Origin of the sequence: Deinococcus cellulosilyticus NBRC 106333 = KACC 11606 (genome assembly GCF_007990775.1) — a bacterium.
In the GTDB taxonomy this organism is placed as follows: domain Bacteria; phylum Deinococcota; class Deinococci; order Deinococcales; family Deinococcaceae; genus Deinococcus_C; species Deinococcus_C cellulosilyticus.
In genome coordinates this window covers 1-14,590 of record NZ_BJXB01000025.1, presented here as the reverse complement: position 1 = coordinate 14,590, position 14,590 = coordinate 1, and the positions used below count along the sequence as shown (strand labels likewise).

The 14,590-nt window shown below is 56.6% G+C and carries 16 protein-coding genes; 5 read left to right on the top strand and 11 right to left on the bottom strand.

Annotated features, from left to right (window positions below; translation table 11 throughout):
• Positions 1–2 precede the first annotated feature (2 nt).
• From DC3_RS21980 to DC3_RS21965, 4 genes are all read right to left on the bottom strand, one after another.
• Complete coding sequence (locus DC3_RS21980; RefSeq protein ID WP_146888285.1) at positions 3–410, bottom strand: penicillin-binding protein; 408 nt, start codon at positions 408–410, stop codon at positions 3–5.
• Positions 407–2,599, bottom strand: coding sequence for a transglycosylase domain-containing protein (locus DC3_RS21975; RefSeq protein ID WP_146888282.1), 2,193 nt, complete (start codon positions 2,597–2,599; stop codon positions 407–409). Before DC3_RS21975 ends, DC3_RS21980 begins: the two co-directional genes overlap by 4 nt.
• 128 nt (positions 2,600–2,727) lie before the next feature.
• Complete coding sequence (locus DC3_RS21970) at positions 2,728–3,126, bottom strand: response regulator (protein ID WP_146888279.1); 399 nt, start codon at positions 3,124–3,126, stop codon at positions 2,728–2,730.
• A 131-nt stretch (positions 3,127–3,257) separates the two neighbouring features.
• Entirely contained in the window at positions 3,258–4,946 is a 1,689-nt protein-coding gene (locus DC3_RS21965; RefSeq protein ID WP_146888276.1) for a long-chain-fatty-acid--CoA ligase, read from the bottom strand.
• A 298-nt stretch (positions 4,947–5,244) separates the two neighbouring features.
• Between DC3_RS21965 and DC3_RS21960 the strand changes: the two genes are divergently transcribed.
• A complete protein-coding gene (locus DC3_RS21960) occupies positions 5,245–6,285 on the top strand; it encodes a zinc-binding dehydrogenase (protein WP_222594814.1) in 1,041 nt (346 codons plus the stop codon).
• Between the two features lie 34 nt (positions 6,286–6,319).
• On the opposite strand, the gene DC3_RS21955 is transcribed toward DC3_RS21960, so the two are convergent.
• From DC3_RS21955 to DC3_RS21930, 6 genes are all read right to left on the bottom strand, one after another.
• The gene (locus tag DC3_RS21955; RefSeq protein WP_146888273.1) at positions 6,320–7,237 is read right to left on the bottom strand and encodes a substrate-binding domain-containing protein; all 918 of its coding nucleotides are present in this window, start codon (positions 7,235–7,237) and stop codon (positions 6,320–6,322) included.
• Entirely contained in the window at positions 7,230–7,886 is a 657-nt protein-coding gene (gene phoU / locus DC3_RS21950) for a phosphate signaling complex protein PhoU (protein WP_146888270.1), read from the bottom strand. Before phoU ends, DC3_RS21955 begins: the two co-directional genes overlap by 8 nt.
• A gap of 52 nt (positions 7,887–7,938) precedes the next feature.
• Positions 7,939–8,862 carry a sensor histidine kinase gene (locus DC3_RS21945; RefSeq protein ID WP_246130768.1) on the bottom strand — a complete coding sequence of 308 codons (924 nt, stop codon included), beginning with the start codon at positions 8,860–8,862 and terminating at the stop codon, positions 7,939–7,941.
• A 28-nt stretch (positions 8,863–8,890) separates the two neighbouring features.
• The gene (locus tag DC3_RS21940) at positions 8,891–9,580 is read right to left on the bottom strand and encodes a winged helix-turn-helix domain-containing protein (protein ID WP_146888264.1); all 690 of its coding nucleotides are present in this window, start codon (positions 9,578–9,580) and stop codon (positions 8,891–8,893) included.
• A gap of 88 nt (positions 9,581–9,668) precedes the next feature.
• A complete protein-coding gene (locus DC3_RS21935; protein ID WP_146888261.1) occupies positions 9,669–10,316 on the bottom strand; it encodes an MBL fold metallo-hydrolase in 648 nt (215 codons plus the stop codon).
• A gap of 42 nt (positions 10,317–10,358) precedes the next feature.
• Positions 10,359–10,565 carry a hypothetical protein gene (locus DC3_RS21930; protein ID WP_146888258.1) on the bottom strand — a complete coding sequence of 69 codons (207 nt, stop codon included), beginning with the start codon at positions 10,563–10,565 and terminating at the stop codon, positions 10,359–10,361.
• A gap of 58 nt (positions 10,566–10,623) precedes the next feature.
• On the opposite strand from DC3_RS21930, the gene DC3_RS21925 reads away from it, so the two are divergent.
• The 3 genes from DC3_RS21925 (at position 10,624) to DC3_RS21915 (ending at position 12,248) form a co-directional block, all read left to right on the top strand.
• On the top strand, positions 10,624–11,376 hold the full coding sequence (locus DC3_RS21925; protein ID WP_146888254.1) for a metallophosphoesterase family protein: 753 nt from the start codon (positions 10,624–10,626) through the stop codon (positions 11,374–11,376).
• A 43-nt stretch (positions 11,377–11,419) separates the two neighbouring features.
• Entirely contained in the window at positions 11,420–11,602 is a 183-nt protein-coding gene (locus DC3_RS21920; protein WP_146888251.1) for a hypothetical protein, read from the top strand.
• 124 nt (positions 11,603–11,726) lie between these two features.
• Positions 11,727–12,248 (top strand): hypothetical protein, encoded by a 522-nt coding sequence (locus tag DC3_RS21915; RefSeq protein ID WP_146888248.1) that lies wholly within the window; start codon positions 11,727–11,729, stop codon positions 12,246–12,248.
• Between the two features lie 58 nt (positions 12,249–12,306).
• On the opposite strand, the gene DC3_RS21910 is transcribed toward DC3_RS21915, so the two are convergent.
• The gene (locus tag DC3_RS21910; protein WP_146888245.1) at positions 12,307–13,674 is read right to left on the bottom strand and encodes a cytochrome P450; all 1,368 of its coding nucleotides are present in this window, start codon (positions 13,672–13,674) and stop codon (positions 12,307–12,309) included.
• Positions 13,675–13,791: 117 nt separating this feature from the next.
• Between DC3_RS21910 and DC3_RS21905 the strand changes: the two genes are divergently transcribed.
• Positions 13,792–14,436, top strand: coding sequence for a TetR/AcrR family transcriptional regulator (locus DC3_RS21905; RefSeq protein WP_146888242.1), 645 nt, complete (start codon positions 13,792–13,794; stop codon positions 14,434–14,436).
• Positions 14,437–14,590 lie beyond the last annotated feature (154 nt).

Here is a 14,590-nt window from a genome sequence, read left to right as displayed (position 1 = left end):
CCTTATTGTACGGACTTCAGTCCCAGAGCTTCAGGGATGCCTGTCCCATCTGGCTCCCACACGCCAACAATCTGGCCTTCTTCAACAAGGATCAGGGTTGGGTAAACCGTCACTTTTGCTGCCCGTGAAAAGGAAGTGGCGGTTTCTCCCTGAATCAGCAGGGTTTCTGCAGGTGCTGGAGTGGGCACCCCTTCTGCGTTGACGGCCAGTACAGGAAGCCTGAGTGAAAGAACTTCCTTCCACAGGTCAGAGATGTCTCCACAATCGTGGCTGTAGAGGGCCACCAGATAGCGCTCTGGTAAAGCCCCTTTCAGGTTCAGAGCAGGAACAGGATTTCCCAGCTTTGGGGTTGCAGAGGCGATCCCGAGAAGGCCAACCGCGATCAGGCAGGTTTGAATCCACTTTCTCATTGCATGAACCCCGTCAGGTCCCCATAGACGCGGCGCAACTTCACACGGTCTGGGGGGGTGAATTCGTCGGCGAGTTTGCCTGTGCGGGTGTCGATGGCCACCATGCTGGTGCTGTAATCTTCCGGGGGTTTTTCCACGGACTGGTACACCACAGGGGTGGGATCTCCACCTGTGGGACGCACTGCTTTTCTGGCCCGTTCCGTCACGTAGGCGGCCTGATGTCCATCCACCATGCGGTACACAATGCCATCTGGCTTGGCGAACGTGGTGGGAGGTTTCCCGGCCAGATAGCCTGCCATCATGGATTGCCAGATGGGCGGGTTGACTGTGCCAGAGTAGAAGTTGGCGGGCATGCCGCCCCCTTCCTGTCTTCCGACCCACACGGCTCCCACGGCGGCGGGGGTTACGCCCACGAACCACAGGTCCTTCTGTTCGTTGGTGGTTCCGGTTTTGCCCCCCACCTGCCAGCCTGGAATTTTGGCTTTGTAGGCGAGGTTTCCCTGTTCGGGGGTCAGGTCATTGACCACGCCCATCAGCATGTCGAGGCCCACATAAGCCACCTGTGGGCTGAACACCCGGCGTTTTTCTGGACGGTCCCTCCAGCTGTCATAGAGCGTGCGTCCGTTCTGGGCTTCCACCCGACGGATGTAGCTCGGACGGTACCAGGTGCCCCCGTTCACAAAAGCAGCATAGGCTGCTGCCATTTTGAGGGGGCTGGTTTCCAGCGTGCCAATCGCCAGACTGAGGCCCACATCGTCCGGGGCATGCAGGTCCATGGTGCGCAACTTGCTCATGAAGTTGTTCAGACCGACTTTTTTCGCCAGCTTCAGGGTGGGAATGTTCAGGCTGTGGTCCAGCGACCAGCGCAGGCTCAGGTCCCGGTAGGCGTATTTGCCCCCGAAGTTCTGCGGTTTGTAATTGCCAAAGTCGGTGGGCTCGTCGAACTCGGTGTGGTCCTGGGTGATGCCCTGCTCAATGGCGGTGGTGTACAGCAGGGGTTTGATGCTGGAGCCCACCTGACGGGCACCCTGAGCGGCGTTGTTCCACTCGACAGGAACCTGACCAGGTTTCAGTTTCTGACCGACCATGGCCAGAATTTCGCCCGTGTAAGGATCGAGAATCACCATGGCAAGGGTGGCCCCTGGAGGAATCTGGGCATTCATGCTGGCTTTTTCAGCGCTGTCCTGCGCTTTGGGGTCCAGGGTGGTGTACACGTTCAGGCCGCCAGAGCCGTACACCTTCTCCCGCCCGAACTTGGCAATCAGGTCGCGCTCCACCTGTTGCAGAAAGTGTGGTGCGCGTTCTGTGACCACCGAGGGGAGGTTCTTGGCTTTCTCATTGACCAGTCGGGCTTCCAGCACATTGCCTTTATCGTCATATGTGACCTTCCAGCCTCTGGGTTGCATTTTCTCTTTCCAGGCTTCATCTCTTTCCTGGGCGGTGATCCAGCCATCCTCCACCATGTCGTCCAGCAGGCTTTTCATCAGGCCACGCATGCCCTTGTAGTCGAAGTACCGGGCAGGTTTGGGAATCAGACGGGTGAGGTAGACACTTTCAGCGAGGGTCAGGTCGCGGGGGAGTTTTCCCAGATAGGCACGGGCTGCCCCGTGCACACCCAGAATGTCCACCGCGCCACCACGGCCCCAGTAGATCACATTCAGGTAGTGGTTCAGCACCTCTTCTTTGGTGAAAGAGCGTTCCACCTGGATGCTCAGCACCCATTCCTGAATTTTGCGCTGCAGACCACCAGGTTCGGTGCGCTTGTCTGCGAGGTTGGTGAGCAGGGTGTTTTTGACCACCTGGTTGGTGAGGGTGGAGCCCCCCTCCAGACGTTCCCCTTTCACGGTTTTGTAGATGCCGCGCAAAATGCCCAGAAAATCCACACCATAGTGTTCGAAGAAGCGGCGGTCCTCGGCGGTGATGACAGAGGCCTGCATGTAAGGGCTCACCTGATCGAGGTCCACCAGGGTCCGGTTGATGTGTCCCCCATTGCTCATGGTGGGGCTCAGGATGCCAACGAGACTGCCGTCTCTGGCATACACCTTGGTGGTGCTTCCGAGGGTCAGGGAGTCGAGTTCACGGTAATCGGGCAGGTGCCGCAGCCAGTTCACCACAAAGGGACTGACCACTCCAGCACCGACCAGCAGGATGCTGAAGATCAGGGCAAACAGGGCGCGGAAGAATTTCATTCCGTTCTCCTCAAGGGGCGAAAACTCACGCCATCCATTAAAGCATGCGCAGGGTGAAAGCATGTGAGGAAAAAGCAGCAAAAAGAGGACCCGCAGGTCCTCTTTGTTGCAAATCTGACTCAACAATTTCAGGGTTCAGGTTCAAAGCCCTGGGCCGTTCCCTCGATGATGCTTCTGACACGGGTGCGCAGGTTTTTTCCGCTGAGTGGCTTGTAGATGATGCCATCGGCACGGGCGAGCTTGGCTTCCCGCTGGGTCTGCTGGTCGTCCATGGCGGTGAGCAGGATCACTGGAACGTTCTTGAGGCGGGAGACGCGCTTGACCCGGCTGCATATTTCCAGACCACTGATGTCTGGCATGCGCACGTCGAGCAGAATGGCGTCCGGGGTGTTGTTCTTGAGATATTCCAGGGTCTCACGACCATCACTGACACTGATCACTTCGTGACCGTCAGCGGACAAGATCATCTCAAGCATGGTGCGAATGCTGGTTTCGTCGTCTGCAACTAGGATCTTGTAGCTTTTCATGCGTCGCTGCCTCGAGGTGGAAGTCTAACACTTACAGCCTAACACACGCTCTGGTTCTGGCGTGAACAGGGGTTTTGTGGACCGCTGACTGCTATGCATCATGGTAGACCTTTCTCCTGAGGCATGCAAGTTCATTTGGTCTGTGCGGTGTCCTGGCTTTCCACAAGCGCCCGGCGCAGGATTTTCCCCACTGCGGTCTTGGGAAGTTCGGTGCGGAATTCGATTTCACGCGGAACTTTGTAAGGACTCAGGTCCTTGCGGCAGTACTGTTTCAGCTCTTCTGCACTGACGGACTTGCCCATCTTGAGGACCACCACAGCCTTCACCGCCTCACCCCGGTAAGGATCGGGCACCCCGACCACCGCAGCCTCCTGAATGTCCGGATGGGCGTACAGCACCTCTTCGACCTCTCTGGGGTAAACGTTGAAGCCCCCGGTGATGATGACATCCTTCTTGCGGTCCACAATGCGGAAGTAACCGTCCGGGTCCATGGTTGCCATGTCTCCGGTGAAAAGCCACACTTTGCCATCGACTTCCTTAAGAACGTGCTTGCTTTCCACAGGCCGTTCCCAGTACCCCAGCATGATGTTGGGACCCGAAACGATCAGCTCACCGATTTCTCCTGCAGGGAGTTCTTTGCCGTTTTCATCGGCCACACGGGCATCCACGCTGGGCAGGGGGACCCCGATGGACCCTTCACGGTGTTCGCCGTATACGGGGTTCACGTGCGTCACCGGGCTGGTTTCTGTCAGGCCATAGCCTTCCACCAGGTTGGCCCCATTGGTGATGCGACCAAAGGTGCGGGCGGTTTCCACAGGCAGGGCTGCACTTCCCGAGATGCAGGCCTTGATGCTGGTCAGGTTGTGCTTGGGGGTGTCCGGGTGGTTGTTGATGGCGTTGTACAGGGTGGGAACGCCCGGGAAGATGCTGGGTTTCATCCGGTCAATGGTCTTCAGAATCATTGGGATGTCGCGGGGGTTGGGAATCAGGGCAATGGTTGCCCCGATGGCAATGGAGAGGTTCATGCTGGCGGTCATGCCATACACGTGGAAATAGGGAATGGCTCCCAGAGACACCTCTTTGCCTTCCTGCAGGTCAGGCAGCCAGGCTTTGGCCTGAATGCAGTTCGCCACGAGGTTGCAGTGGGTCAGCATGGCCCCTTTGGGGGTTCCGGTGGTTCCACCTGTGTATTGCAGCAGGGCAATGTCTTCGGGTTTGACATCCACTGCCTGCACGTCGTGGTTGGTGTGCTTCAGCAGGTCCGGCCATTTGCGGACCTTCTCGGTGGGCTTCACCTCCACCCATGCTTTCTTTTTCTTTTCGAGCATGGGGAAGATCATGTTCTTGGGAAAGGGAAGGGCGTCCGCGATGCTGGTGACGATCACCCGGCGAACTTTCACATTTTTTTCAATTTCCTGATACCTGGGGAAGAAACTGTTCAGGATGATCAGGGTTTCTGCGCCGCTGTCTTCAAGCTGGTGCTGCAACTCGCGGGGCACATACAGGGGGCTGGTGTTGACCACAATGGCTCCAGCAAGGCTGCTGCCAAAGAAGGCCACGATCTGCTGCGGACTGTTGGGCAGCATGATCGCCACCCGATCGCCTTTTTTCACCCCCCAGGCCTGCAGGGCGTGGGCAAATCGGCGGGCCTGTTCCAGCAACTGTTCGTAGGTGAGGGTGTAGCCAATGAAGTGCACGGCTGTGCGTTTGGGGTACTTCTGGGCCGACTGGATGAGGAGGTCATGCAGCAGCATGGGTGGAATCTCCACCTCATGAGGCACGCCCTGTTCGTAGTGTGCAAACCAGGGTTTTTGGGTCATCGGGAAACCTCGTGCTTTTTTGTACCAAGTATACGATTGAACCAAGTATAACCACTTTGGTTGGATGTGTACAGTTCCTCAAGATGAGAACAGGAGTTCCCTTCTCGTTGAACAGGCCGAAAAACCGATGTGTCAGGCAGGGAAGTGCAGGACTTGAAGACGGGTGGTTATACACAAATTATGCCAGAATTGCAGCTGAACCACATGCACAAACCCCTCAGAGGGCCAAAAGTCCTTCTGCGGCACCACCCAGCCACAACACCTTTTTGTGTTGTGTACCCCATTCAGAGGAGATTTCATGACCCACACCATGCAAGCTGTTGCACTCACCAGACGGGGCAACATTGACGCCCTTGAACCCATCCGCCTGCCCATTTCAGAGCCTCAAGCTGGAGAAGTCCTGGTGCGCATCCGTGCAGTGGCCCTCAACCACCTGGATGTGTGGGTGCGCAAGGGGGTCGCCAGCCCGAAACTTCCCCTGCCACACCTGCTCGGCTCAGACATTGCGGGAGAGGTGGCTGCAATGGGTCCAGGGGTTGAAGGTTTGTCAGAGGGCACAAAAGTGATGCTGAACCCGGGCGTATCCTGCGGCCACTGCGAACGCTGCCTCAGTGGACACGACAACCTGTGCCGCCACTACCAAATTCTCGGGGAACACCGCTGGGGAGGGTATGCCCAGTACATCAGCATCCCGAGAACCAATGTGCTGCCCATGCCAGAGGGCCTTGACTTTGTAGAGGCCGCCTCTGTCCCCCTGTCGGCCCTCACCGCTTACCAGATGGTGTTCGACCGTGCACAGCTGAAACCCTGGGAAACCGTCCTGATCCTGGCGGCGGCAAGTGGGGTCAGCGTCAACCTGATCCAGCTCTGCAAACTGGTGGGTGCAAAAGTCATCGCTGTGGCCAGCACCCCTGAAAAGCAGGCCCTGGCACTGAAACTTGGTGCAGATCACGTGATCGGTTCACATGAAGACCAGGCTCAGGCCGTCAAAGCCCTGACTGCAGGAGAAGGGGCAGACGTGGTGTTTGACCACACCGGAGCGGACAACTGGCAACGCAGCCTGAAAAGCCTGAAGTGGGGAGGCCGTCTGGTCACCTGTGGGGCAACCAGTGGACATGAAGCCGTGACCCCCCTCAACTGGGTGTTTTTCAAGCAGCTCAGCATCCTGGGTTCCACCATGGGCTCCAAAGCAGACCTCCACAAAATTCAGAAGTTTGTGCAAGAAGGAAAACTCAGGCCTGTGGTGGGCCATGTTCTGGACTTTGCTCAGGCAAGAGAGGCCCATGGGCTTCTGGAATCCAGGCAGGCTCTGGGCAAGGTGGTTTTGAGGGTCCCGTAGAGGCTGCTGTCTCCTCAACCCTTTCCAGCAACCCTCACCAGAAAGGTTTCCCCAGATAGTACAACCTGGGAACCCTCACCCATTCCTGGGGCAATGCAGCCTGACCTGGACCTGCAGTGTTGCTCAGGTCCAGCAGAAAATTCCGCAATTCCCTGGCCTGTTCCTTGCTGCGGCCCCTATAAGCCTGGTCCTGCATCACCATGGCCCACACCACGCCGCGCAGGGGATACGCCTGGGTCTCATTGATGGAGGGAAGGGGCTGGAACGGACCCGGGAAAGGTTCCTCTTCTGGATTAGCCCCGTAACCGTACCTCAGGTTTTGTGGGGTCAATTCCAGATCCCAGCTTTTCAGGCGTGCAGTGCGCACACCCTGGGGCAGGTTCTCGGGCACAAAAATACTGAATGCCCCTGTCTGAGACATGGCTTTCTGCTGGTCCTGTAGGGTTTTTGCATGAATGACGCTCTCGGCCTGCCAGTTGCTCTTCATGCCGATTTTTCTGAACCTGGGGTGGATGGTCATGCAGCTCTGGGACAGCACCCAGCTTGCAGAGTTGGGCTCAAGGCGCACCACACTCACCATGGGCAGTTTTGGCAGGTTGGGCCTCAGGGCAGACCACTCCAGAATGCGACCTGCGAACACATCGCACACCTCTTCTAAAGTCAAGGTCAGGTCTGCTGGCAGGTTGTAGGCCACGACCACTGGGAAGATTGCGACTGGATAAAACAGGGCCTTGCCTGCCCCTTGAGGTCTTTTCATGGGGGTGCGGACCAGAGCCACGTCTGCCCGTCCAGCGTAGACTTCCTTCTGGGCTGCCACTGCATCCAGAGAAACGTATTCTGCTGTTCCAGCCCAGGGTTTCAGGCCTGCCACCCGCAAAGCGAAAGCGCTGGTGGAAAGCAAACACACCAGCGCAAGGGTTTGAAAGAGCATTCTGGAAAAAGCTTCAGGCATTTGAGGATTCGTGGCGATGCCCCGTGACCCAGTATTCCAGGCGTTCTGCAATGTTCTCGATGTGGTCCCCAAAGCGCTCCAGAGAGCGTCCCACCCGCATCAGGGTCATGGCCTTGGTGATGGTGCGGGGGTCCTCGATCATGTAGGTGACCAGTTCACGCTGGGTCTGCTCGTAGAGTTCATCCACCTCGTTGTCCATCTCCAGAACCTGCTGGGAGATGCTGAGGTCCCGGTCCTGAATGGCCTTCTGGATGAGTTCGAGCATCTGGTCCAGACGGTGAATCATCTGGGAGAGGTTGACGTATTTCTTGAGCGGAGGCTCCTGGGCCAGAATGGCTCCATCTTCCGCGACGTGCACAGCGTAATCGCCCATGCGCTCAATGTCCGAGAGGTTTTTCATGAAGGTGCCCACCAGACGCAGGTCGCGGGCCACCGGAGACTGCAGGGCAATCAATTTCAGGCATTGTTCTTCAATCTGGGTTTCCAGCTGGTCAATCTCGCGGTCTGCGGCACTGACGATGGGCAACAGGTCGGTCTGGCGGTCCACCAGCACGTCCTGGGCCTGGGTGAGCATCACCCTCACTTTGGCGAGCATGGTCAAGGTTCCGGAAACCACCTGCTGCAACTGGGCTTCAAACGTATCGCGCATACACCCTCCACTGCCTCGATTATACGGGCTTCAAAAAAAGGATGCCGTTACCTCACAGCGGTACAGACACCCTGAACTCATTGCCACTCGGCCTGCCTTCATGGGCAGGAACAAACCGTCCCTCTGCAATGCCTCCCCAGGACTCTGCAATGGAGCGGATGATGTACAGGCCCATGCCACTGCCATACCCCCTGGCACTGGGTCCGCGTTGATGGGGTTTGAAGATCACCTCATAGTCGACAAGTTCTTTTCCTTCATCCAGCACACTGATCCAGGCCTGAGCTGCTTCAAGGGTGGCCCGCAGGATGATCACCCCCGGATTGGGACCGTACCGGATGGCGTTCTCGGCCAGGTTGAGCACCACCTGCAGGAGTTTGTCCGGGTCTGCGTGCAGAGGGGTGTCATCACCCTCCACGACCAGGGTCACACCGTTGCGCTCCAGTTCGGGTTGCAGCAGCTTTTCTGCCCTGCAGGTGACATCACTGAACACAATGTCCCTGAGCGTACTCACCCGGAAACCCACCGTCATGTCCTCGACCAGACGGGCAAGGCGCTTGATCTCCAGCAGGCCCTGCGAAACGAAATTCTCACGCATCTCCGTGGGCAGGTCATACTGCAGGGCTTCCAAAACCCCCATGATGCCTGCAACAGGGGTGCGGAATTCGTGGGACAGAATGGCCATCACCTCGCGAAGTTCACGCTGGGCCTGGTTTTTTTCGGTGACATCCTCACAGATGATGGCTCCGGGGACGCTTCTGCACAGCAGTTCACGGCCCCCGATCAGGAGTTCGATTTCGCCTCCCGTCAGGACCAGTTCATCCAGGGTGTGCCTTCTCAGGACCTCAATGATCCGCCTGCCCTTTGCAGAGCTGTTTTCCACATGCCAGAGCTCACGGGCCATCCGGTTCAAGAAGAGCACCTTGCCGTGATCATGCAGGATGATGGCCTGCGGCAATTCATCGAGGACGCTGTGCATGACAACCATTGTGCGTCAGAACTTCCTTTCAGGTGCTGGCGTGCTGGCGCATGCGGTACCCTTTGCCGCGCACCGTCTCAATGAAACGCGGCTCATGCAGGTCCTCTTTCAGGTGGGACCTGAGCTGGGTGATGTGCTGGTCCACGGTGCGTTCACCCCCCAGAAAATCCGGTCCCCACACCTTGTCGAGCAGGTCACCTCTGGAATACACCCGGCCAGGGTTCTGGGCCAGGAAGGCGAGCAGGTCAAACTCACGGCGGGTGAGTTCCAGACGCTGCCCTTCCAGCAGCACCTCTGCAGCATCCAGGTCGATGGTCAGGCCACCATTGAGCAGTTTGCCTCCCGTCTGCTGGGTGTTCAGCCTGCGGAGGATGGCCCGCACCCGTGCCACAAGTTCTGCAGCGGAAAAAGGCTTGGTCAGGTAATCGTCTGCTCCAGACTCCAGACCCTCCACACGGTCCACTTCAGATGCCCGTGCAGTCAGCATCAGGACAGGAAGGTGTTTCAGTTCGGCACTCTGGCGGATGCGCCTCAGCACGCTGATGCCTGCCTCCTGGGGCAGCATCCAGTCCAGAATCAGCAGATCGGCCTTGGAGAGCGCACCCCACGCTGGATTGGGCTCACTGAAGCTGGTGACGCTGAGCCCTGCACGCTCCAGGTGGAATTGCACCACATCCCGCACGGTCCGTTCATCTTCAATCAGCACAATGTTTGTCATCTCTTTGTATTCTGCCCGTGAACGTCAAGGCTGTGTCATGGCATCAGGAAGCTGTCTGATTTTTGTGCACAAATGCTCTGACCTGCCTTCAGGACAGAAAGGGATTGCGGAAACGCTCGACCCCGATGGTGGTTTTGTCCCCGTGTCCCGAAAGGACCACCATCTCATCTGGCAGGGTGAGGAGTTCACTTCTGATTTTCTCCAGCAGCAGGTTGTGGTTCCCTCCAGGAAGATCTGTGCGCCCGATGCTGCCCTTGAAGAGCGTGTCTCCGGCCAGCACAAAACCACTGCCCACAAACACCACATGGCCCGGAGCATGCCCTGGCACAAAACGCACCTCCAGCTGAATTTCTCCAGCTTGAATGACATCCCCATGATTGAGCCTGGCATCGGGTGCAGCAGGTTGCTCCACCTGCAAGCCCCAGCGTGCCGCCGAAAGGGCCGCGTTCTGGAAGATGGTCAGGTCCGCGTCATGCAGGTGCACAGGCACCTTCAGGGCCTCACGGATGGGCTGCACTGCCCCGATGTGGTCAAAATGGGCATGGGTGAGCAGAATCGCCTGCAGGGAAAGCTCCTGGTCCTGAATGGCCTTCAGGATTTCTGGCGCATCGTCTCCAGGATCGATCAGGAAGGCATTCTTCAGGCGGTCATGCACCAGGTAGGCATTCTCCTGCAACTGGCCGGTCACGAACCAGTCAATGGTCAGATCATCAAACTTCAGAGAAGAGATCCACATACGCCTGTTATATCACCAGGGAATGAAGAAAGCGGTCAGCGGTCAGCCTTCAGCCTTCAGGCAGAGATGACCCTGAGCTTTTTCATCAGTTGAGTGGGAAAATTCCGTGTTCCTGACAGATTTTTTCTTGTCGGCTGGTGCGATGGTCTTGCAGTGTTTTTGAGCTGCCTGCTGCCTGCTGACCGCTGATGGCTTTTCCATTGACTCAGACTGGCCAGTGAACCTGAACAGGTCAGCAACAATCGTCAACAATGCACCATGTCCTGACCTCAGGTTCTGGTAATCTTGATAAGATCAGACCAACATTATGAAACTTGCTTTCGTCACGGATGTTCACGCCAACCTGCCTGCTCTGGAGGCAGTGTTTGCTGACATTCAGAAAGAAGGGTGCAGACAGATCTACTGTCTGGGGGATGTGATCGGAATTGGCCCGTTTCCCAGAGAAACGGTGGAACTCCTGCTGTCCACCCCCAACATCCGCTTCATCATGGGGAACCATGACCAGTGGTATGCGCTGGGCCTGGAAAACCGCCCCATGTGGATGAGTGTGGGCGAGTACATCCACACCCGCTGGGCACACCGACAACTGGGTGCTTCTTTCAAGGGCATCATGTCACGCTGGGAATACCAGAGGCATGAAGTGCAAGATGGGGTGCGCATCAGCATGATTCACTACCCTCTTCGTGAAGAGCGGGATGGTCTGGGCAACCCCAAATTCAAGAAGTTCATTGCAAACCCCACTCCAGAAGTGCTCGATGACCTGTTTCAGGACATTCTGTCGGTCCAGCATCCCGATGTGCTGTTTTACGGACACCACCATCCATTTTCAGACCTGCAGGGCAAAGTCAGGTACCTGAATCCTGGCTCTCTGGGGTGTCATACCGAGCCTGTGGCCAACTACACGCTGCTGGAAGTGAACCAGGGGAAATACACCGTGAGCCACAAGCGGATTCCCTACGACCAGACCGAACTCTTTCAGGCCTATGAGGACAGACAGGTGCCCTCCAAGGAATTCATCTACCGGGCGTTCTTTCTGGGCCAGTTTGACCGAAAAGAGTAAATGATTGCGTTTGCCCTCCGAATCCAGAGGCTAAAATAAAAGCATGCAAAAAAGACCTGCCCTGAGAGCAGCCATGATCAGTGGTGCTGTTGCCTTCATCATCATTGGTCTGCTTTTTCTGATGTCTGGAGACACTGTTTTTGGAGGGTTGGTGCTGGGTGCCGGAGTGGTCGAACTGGTGCTGCTTCCCCTGATCTTGAAAAAGATGGAAGACATGAACCGCTGAAGTGCACCTGTGGCTGGCATGAACCTGATCTTGACCCTTCTCACTTGCAAGGCAGAAAAACCTCAAGTGGGATGGGTGTTTTTTTTCACCTGTACGATGCTGGCTGGGTGGAAAAATAAGCAGTATGAAAAAGATGCTGATGCTCGTTTTACCGGTTGCCCTGGTGGGCTGTACGCTGTCCAGTGATTTCAATCTTGCCCTCTCCAACCCCACCATTGCCACAGACACCTACTTCATGAATGGGGCAGTCAAGACTTACGTGGCGTGTGACAACGATCCCAACGGCACCCAGGTGGTCATTGGGGTGAATGCGACAGGTTCACTCAAAGAAGCCAACTTCTGGATCAGTGGCTCTGAGCGGTACAACACCTTCACCAGACACACGGTCAAGAACACCGATACAAACGCCAAATTTGAGAACAACTGGTACCGTGCCCAGTTCACAGTGACCACTGCCGGGATCGTCCGTACCCCCTTTGCAAGCATGCAGGAAAAACAGGTCTGGATTGCCGATCCCAGCAAAGCTTCTGGAAACTTTGTGGGCATGATTGAAGGTGTGGCTCCCAGTGGTGCAAGAACCGGTCATGCCAAGACCAGTCAGATCAGTGCATACGACAACTGCCAATTCACTGCTCCCAATTCCTGATGGCTTGACAGTCAAAACAACATCAGAAGAGGACCTGCAACAGGTCCTCTTCTGATGTTCAGGGCTGTCTGGAATGAACCCTTGTCGGAATGCCATCTCTGGGCCTCAGGGTGATGGCAAATTCATGGGCAAGCGGTTCTCTGGTCAGCACCTGCACATCAAAACGCTGGACCACCGAGGCCAGAATCAGCACAGCTTCCATCATGGCCAGGTTGTTTCCGATGCACATGCGGGCTCCCGCTCCAAACGGCATGAAAGCCAGACGGTGGGTTCTGCTGCGTGAAGGTTCAAATCGATCTGGATCAAAACGGTCTGGATGTTCCCAGAAATCAGGGTGTCTGTGGATGTTGCGAACACAGACCAGAATTCGGGAGTTGCCCTGCAGCATGTGATCTCCCAGTGGCGTGTCCTGCTCGATGCGTCTGGGGATGATGGGTGCAGCAGGATACAGGCGCATGGCTTCCTGAAAGACCTGGGTGGTGTAGGTGAGCTGTCCCTGGTCTGCAACAGTGGGGATGCGGTTTCCGGCCACCTTCTGGACCTCGGTCCTCATGCGTTCCAGCACCTCTGGATGCTGACCCAGCAGGTGCCAGGTCCAGGCCAGAGAGTGTGCGGTGGTCTCATGTCCTGCGATGAAGATGGTGACCAGTTCATCCCGCAACTGTTTGTCGGTCATGCCCTCACCAGTGTCGGCATCCCGGGCCTCAAGCAGCATGTCCAGCAGGTCACCGTACGCACCGACCTGGGGTTTTCGCTCTTCAATCAGCTGAAAGATGATGCTGTCCAGCGTCCGCATGGCCTGGTGAAATTCCAGGTGACTGGGAAGGGGAAATTTGAGCGGCAGTTTGATGGGTGAAGCGATGCGACCAGAAGCGAAATGCAGGGCCACACTGGAGGCATGGGCTGCTTTTCCTGCACTGCTGCTGATGTCACTGCTGAACATGGTGCGGGTGATGATGTCCATGGTGACGTTCAGCATCTCATGGTCCATTTCCAGGGGTTCTGTGGACTGTTCCCAGCGTTCCAGCATGGACTGAACGGCTTCTGCCATTTTCTGACCCATGCTGGCGAGTCTTGCCCGGTGAAACATGGGCTGAATCATGCGGCGCTGGGTCAGCCATGAACTGTGGTCCGGGTTGGTCACCAGTCCCATGCCCCCCACCAGCCCAAGCCCCTGTGGGGGGCGGTCCAGACGTTCCATCTTCAGGAATTCTTTGTTTCTTTCCACCAGAACCTGCTGGGCCAGTTCCGGATGAGAAATGCCGTACAGCGGGATGCTGGCAATCTGGTACCGCACCACGTTGCCGTGGTCTCTGAAACCATCTGCGAGAATCTGGACAGGATCTTTGCGAAACGAGGGGGCATTCCCCAGCACGGGAATTCCTGGCATGCGTGGGACAGCTCTGGTGTGCATCAGTGTGGTCATGCGATCTCCTAACTAACTGGTTAGATAGTATAAGATGGCATGTGAAGAGTCAATTGCCTCCTGGAGGCTCAGGTACAATGCAAAGGACAATTGCCCAGATTCGCTCAGAAAGCCACCATGACTGCCCAACAACCTGCCCGAACCCGCAACGCAGAACACACCCGACAGGCCCTCTTGCAGGCCGCTGCAGAAGTTTTTGCCACCTCTGGATTTTCAGGTGCACGGGTGGACGACATTGCCCGCAAAGCCGGGTACAACAAAAGCCTGATCTTCCAGTACTTCGGCGACAAAGAAGGCCTGTACAACGCAGTCATTGACCGCATGCGGGAAGACAGCGACCACCGTTACCTCCAGCAGGTGCACCCCGAGCAGTACCTCGAAGAGGAACTGACCCCAGAACGCCTCATGGACTTCATCGACCGTTCTCTGGACTGGGTCTTCTCCGACTGGCTCACCGACCCCCTGAAACTCCAGCTCATCACCTGGGAAATGGCCGAAGGCAAACCCATCTTCCAATTGCCACACCGTGAAGTCTCAGGCACCCGCAATGCCTGTCTGGTCATTGCAAAGGCCATTGAAAAAGGCCACATCCACCCAGAGATGGAACCCGTGATGCTGGTCAAAACCCTCATGGGCCTCCCCCTGATCTACCTCACCTCTGTGGACCGCAACCTCCCTCAGGACCAGTACCGTGAAATGCTCAGGCACATGCGAGACCGGGTCAGGATGATCCTGCTGGGCGGGATCTTTAAGCGTCTGTAGAACATTGTGCAGTTCAGCAAAACCCTGGAAGGACAGGGGTTAAAGGTCACAGTTGACAGCGAGATTTTCTGCACATGGAGGTTAAAACCAGATGCTGCAGGAATTGCTGGTGGTTGGGAGGCAAAAAAAACCCCTCCTGGTGGAGGGAGAATTT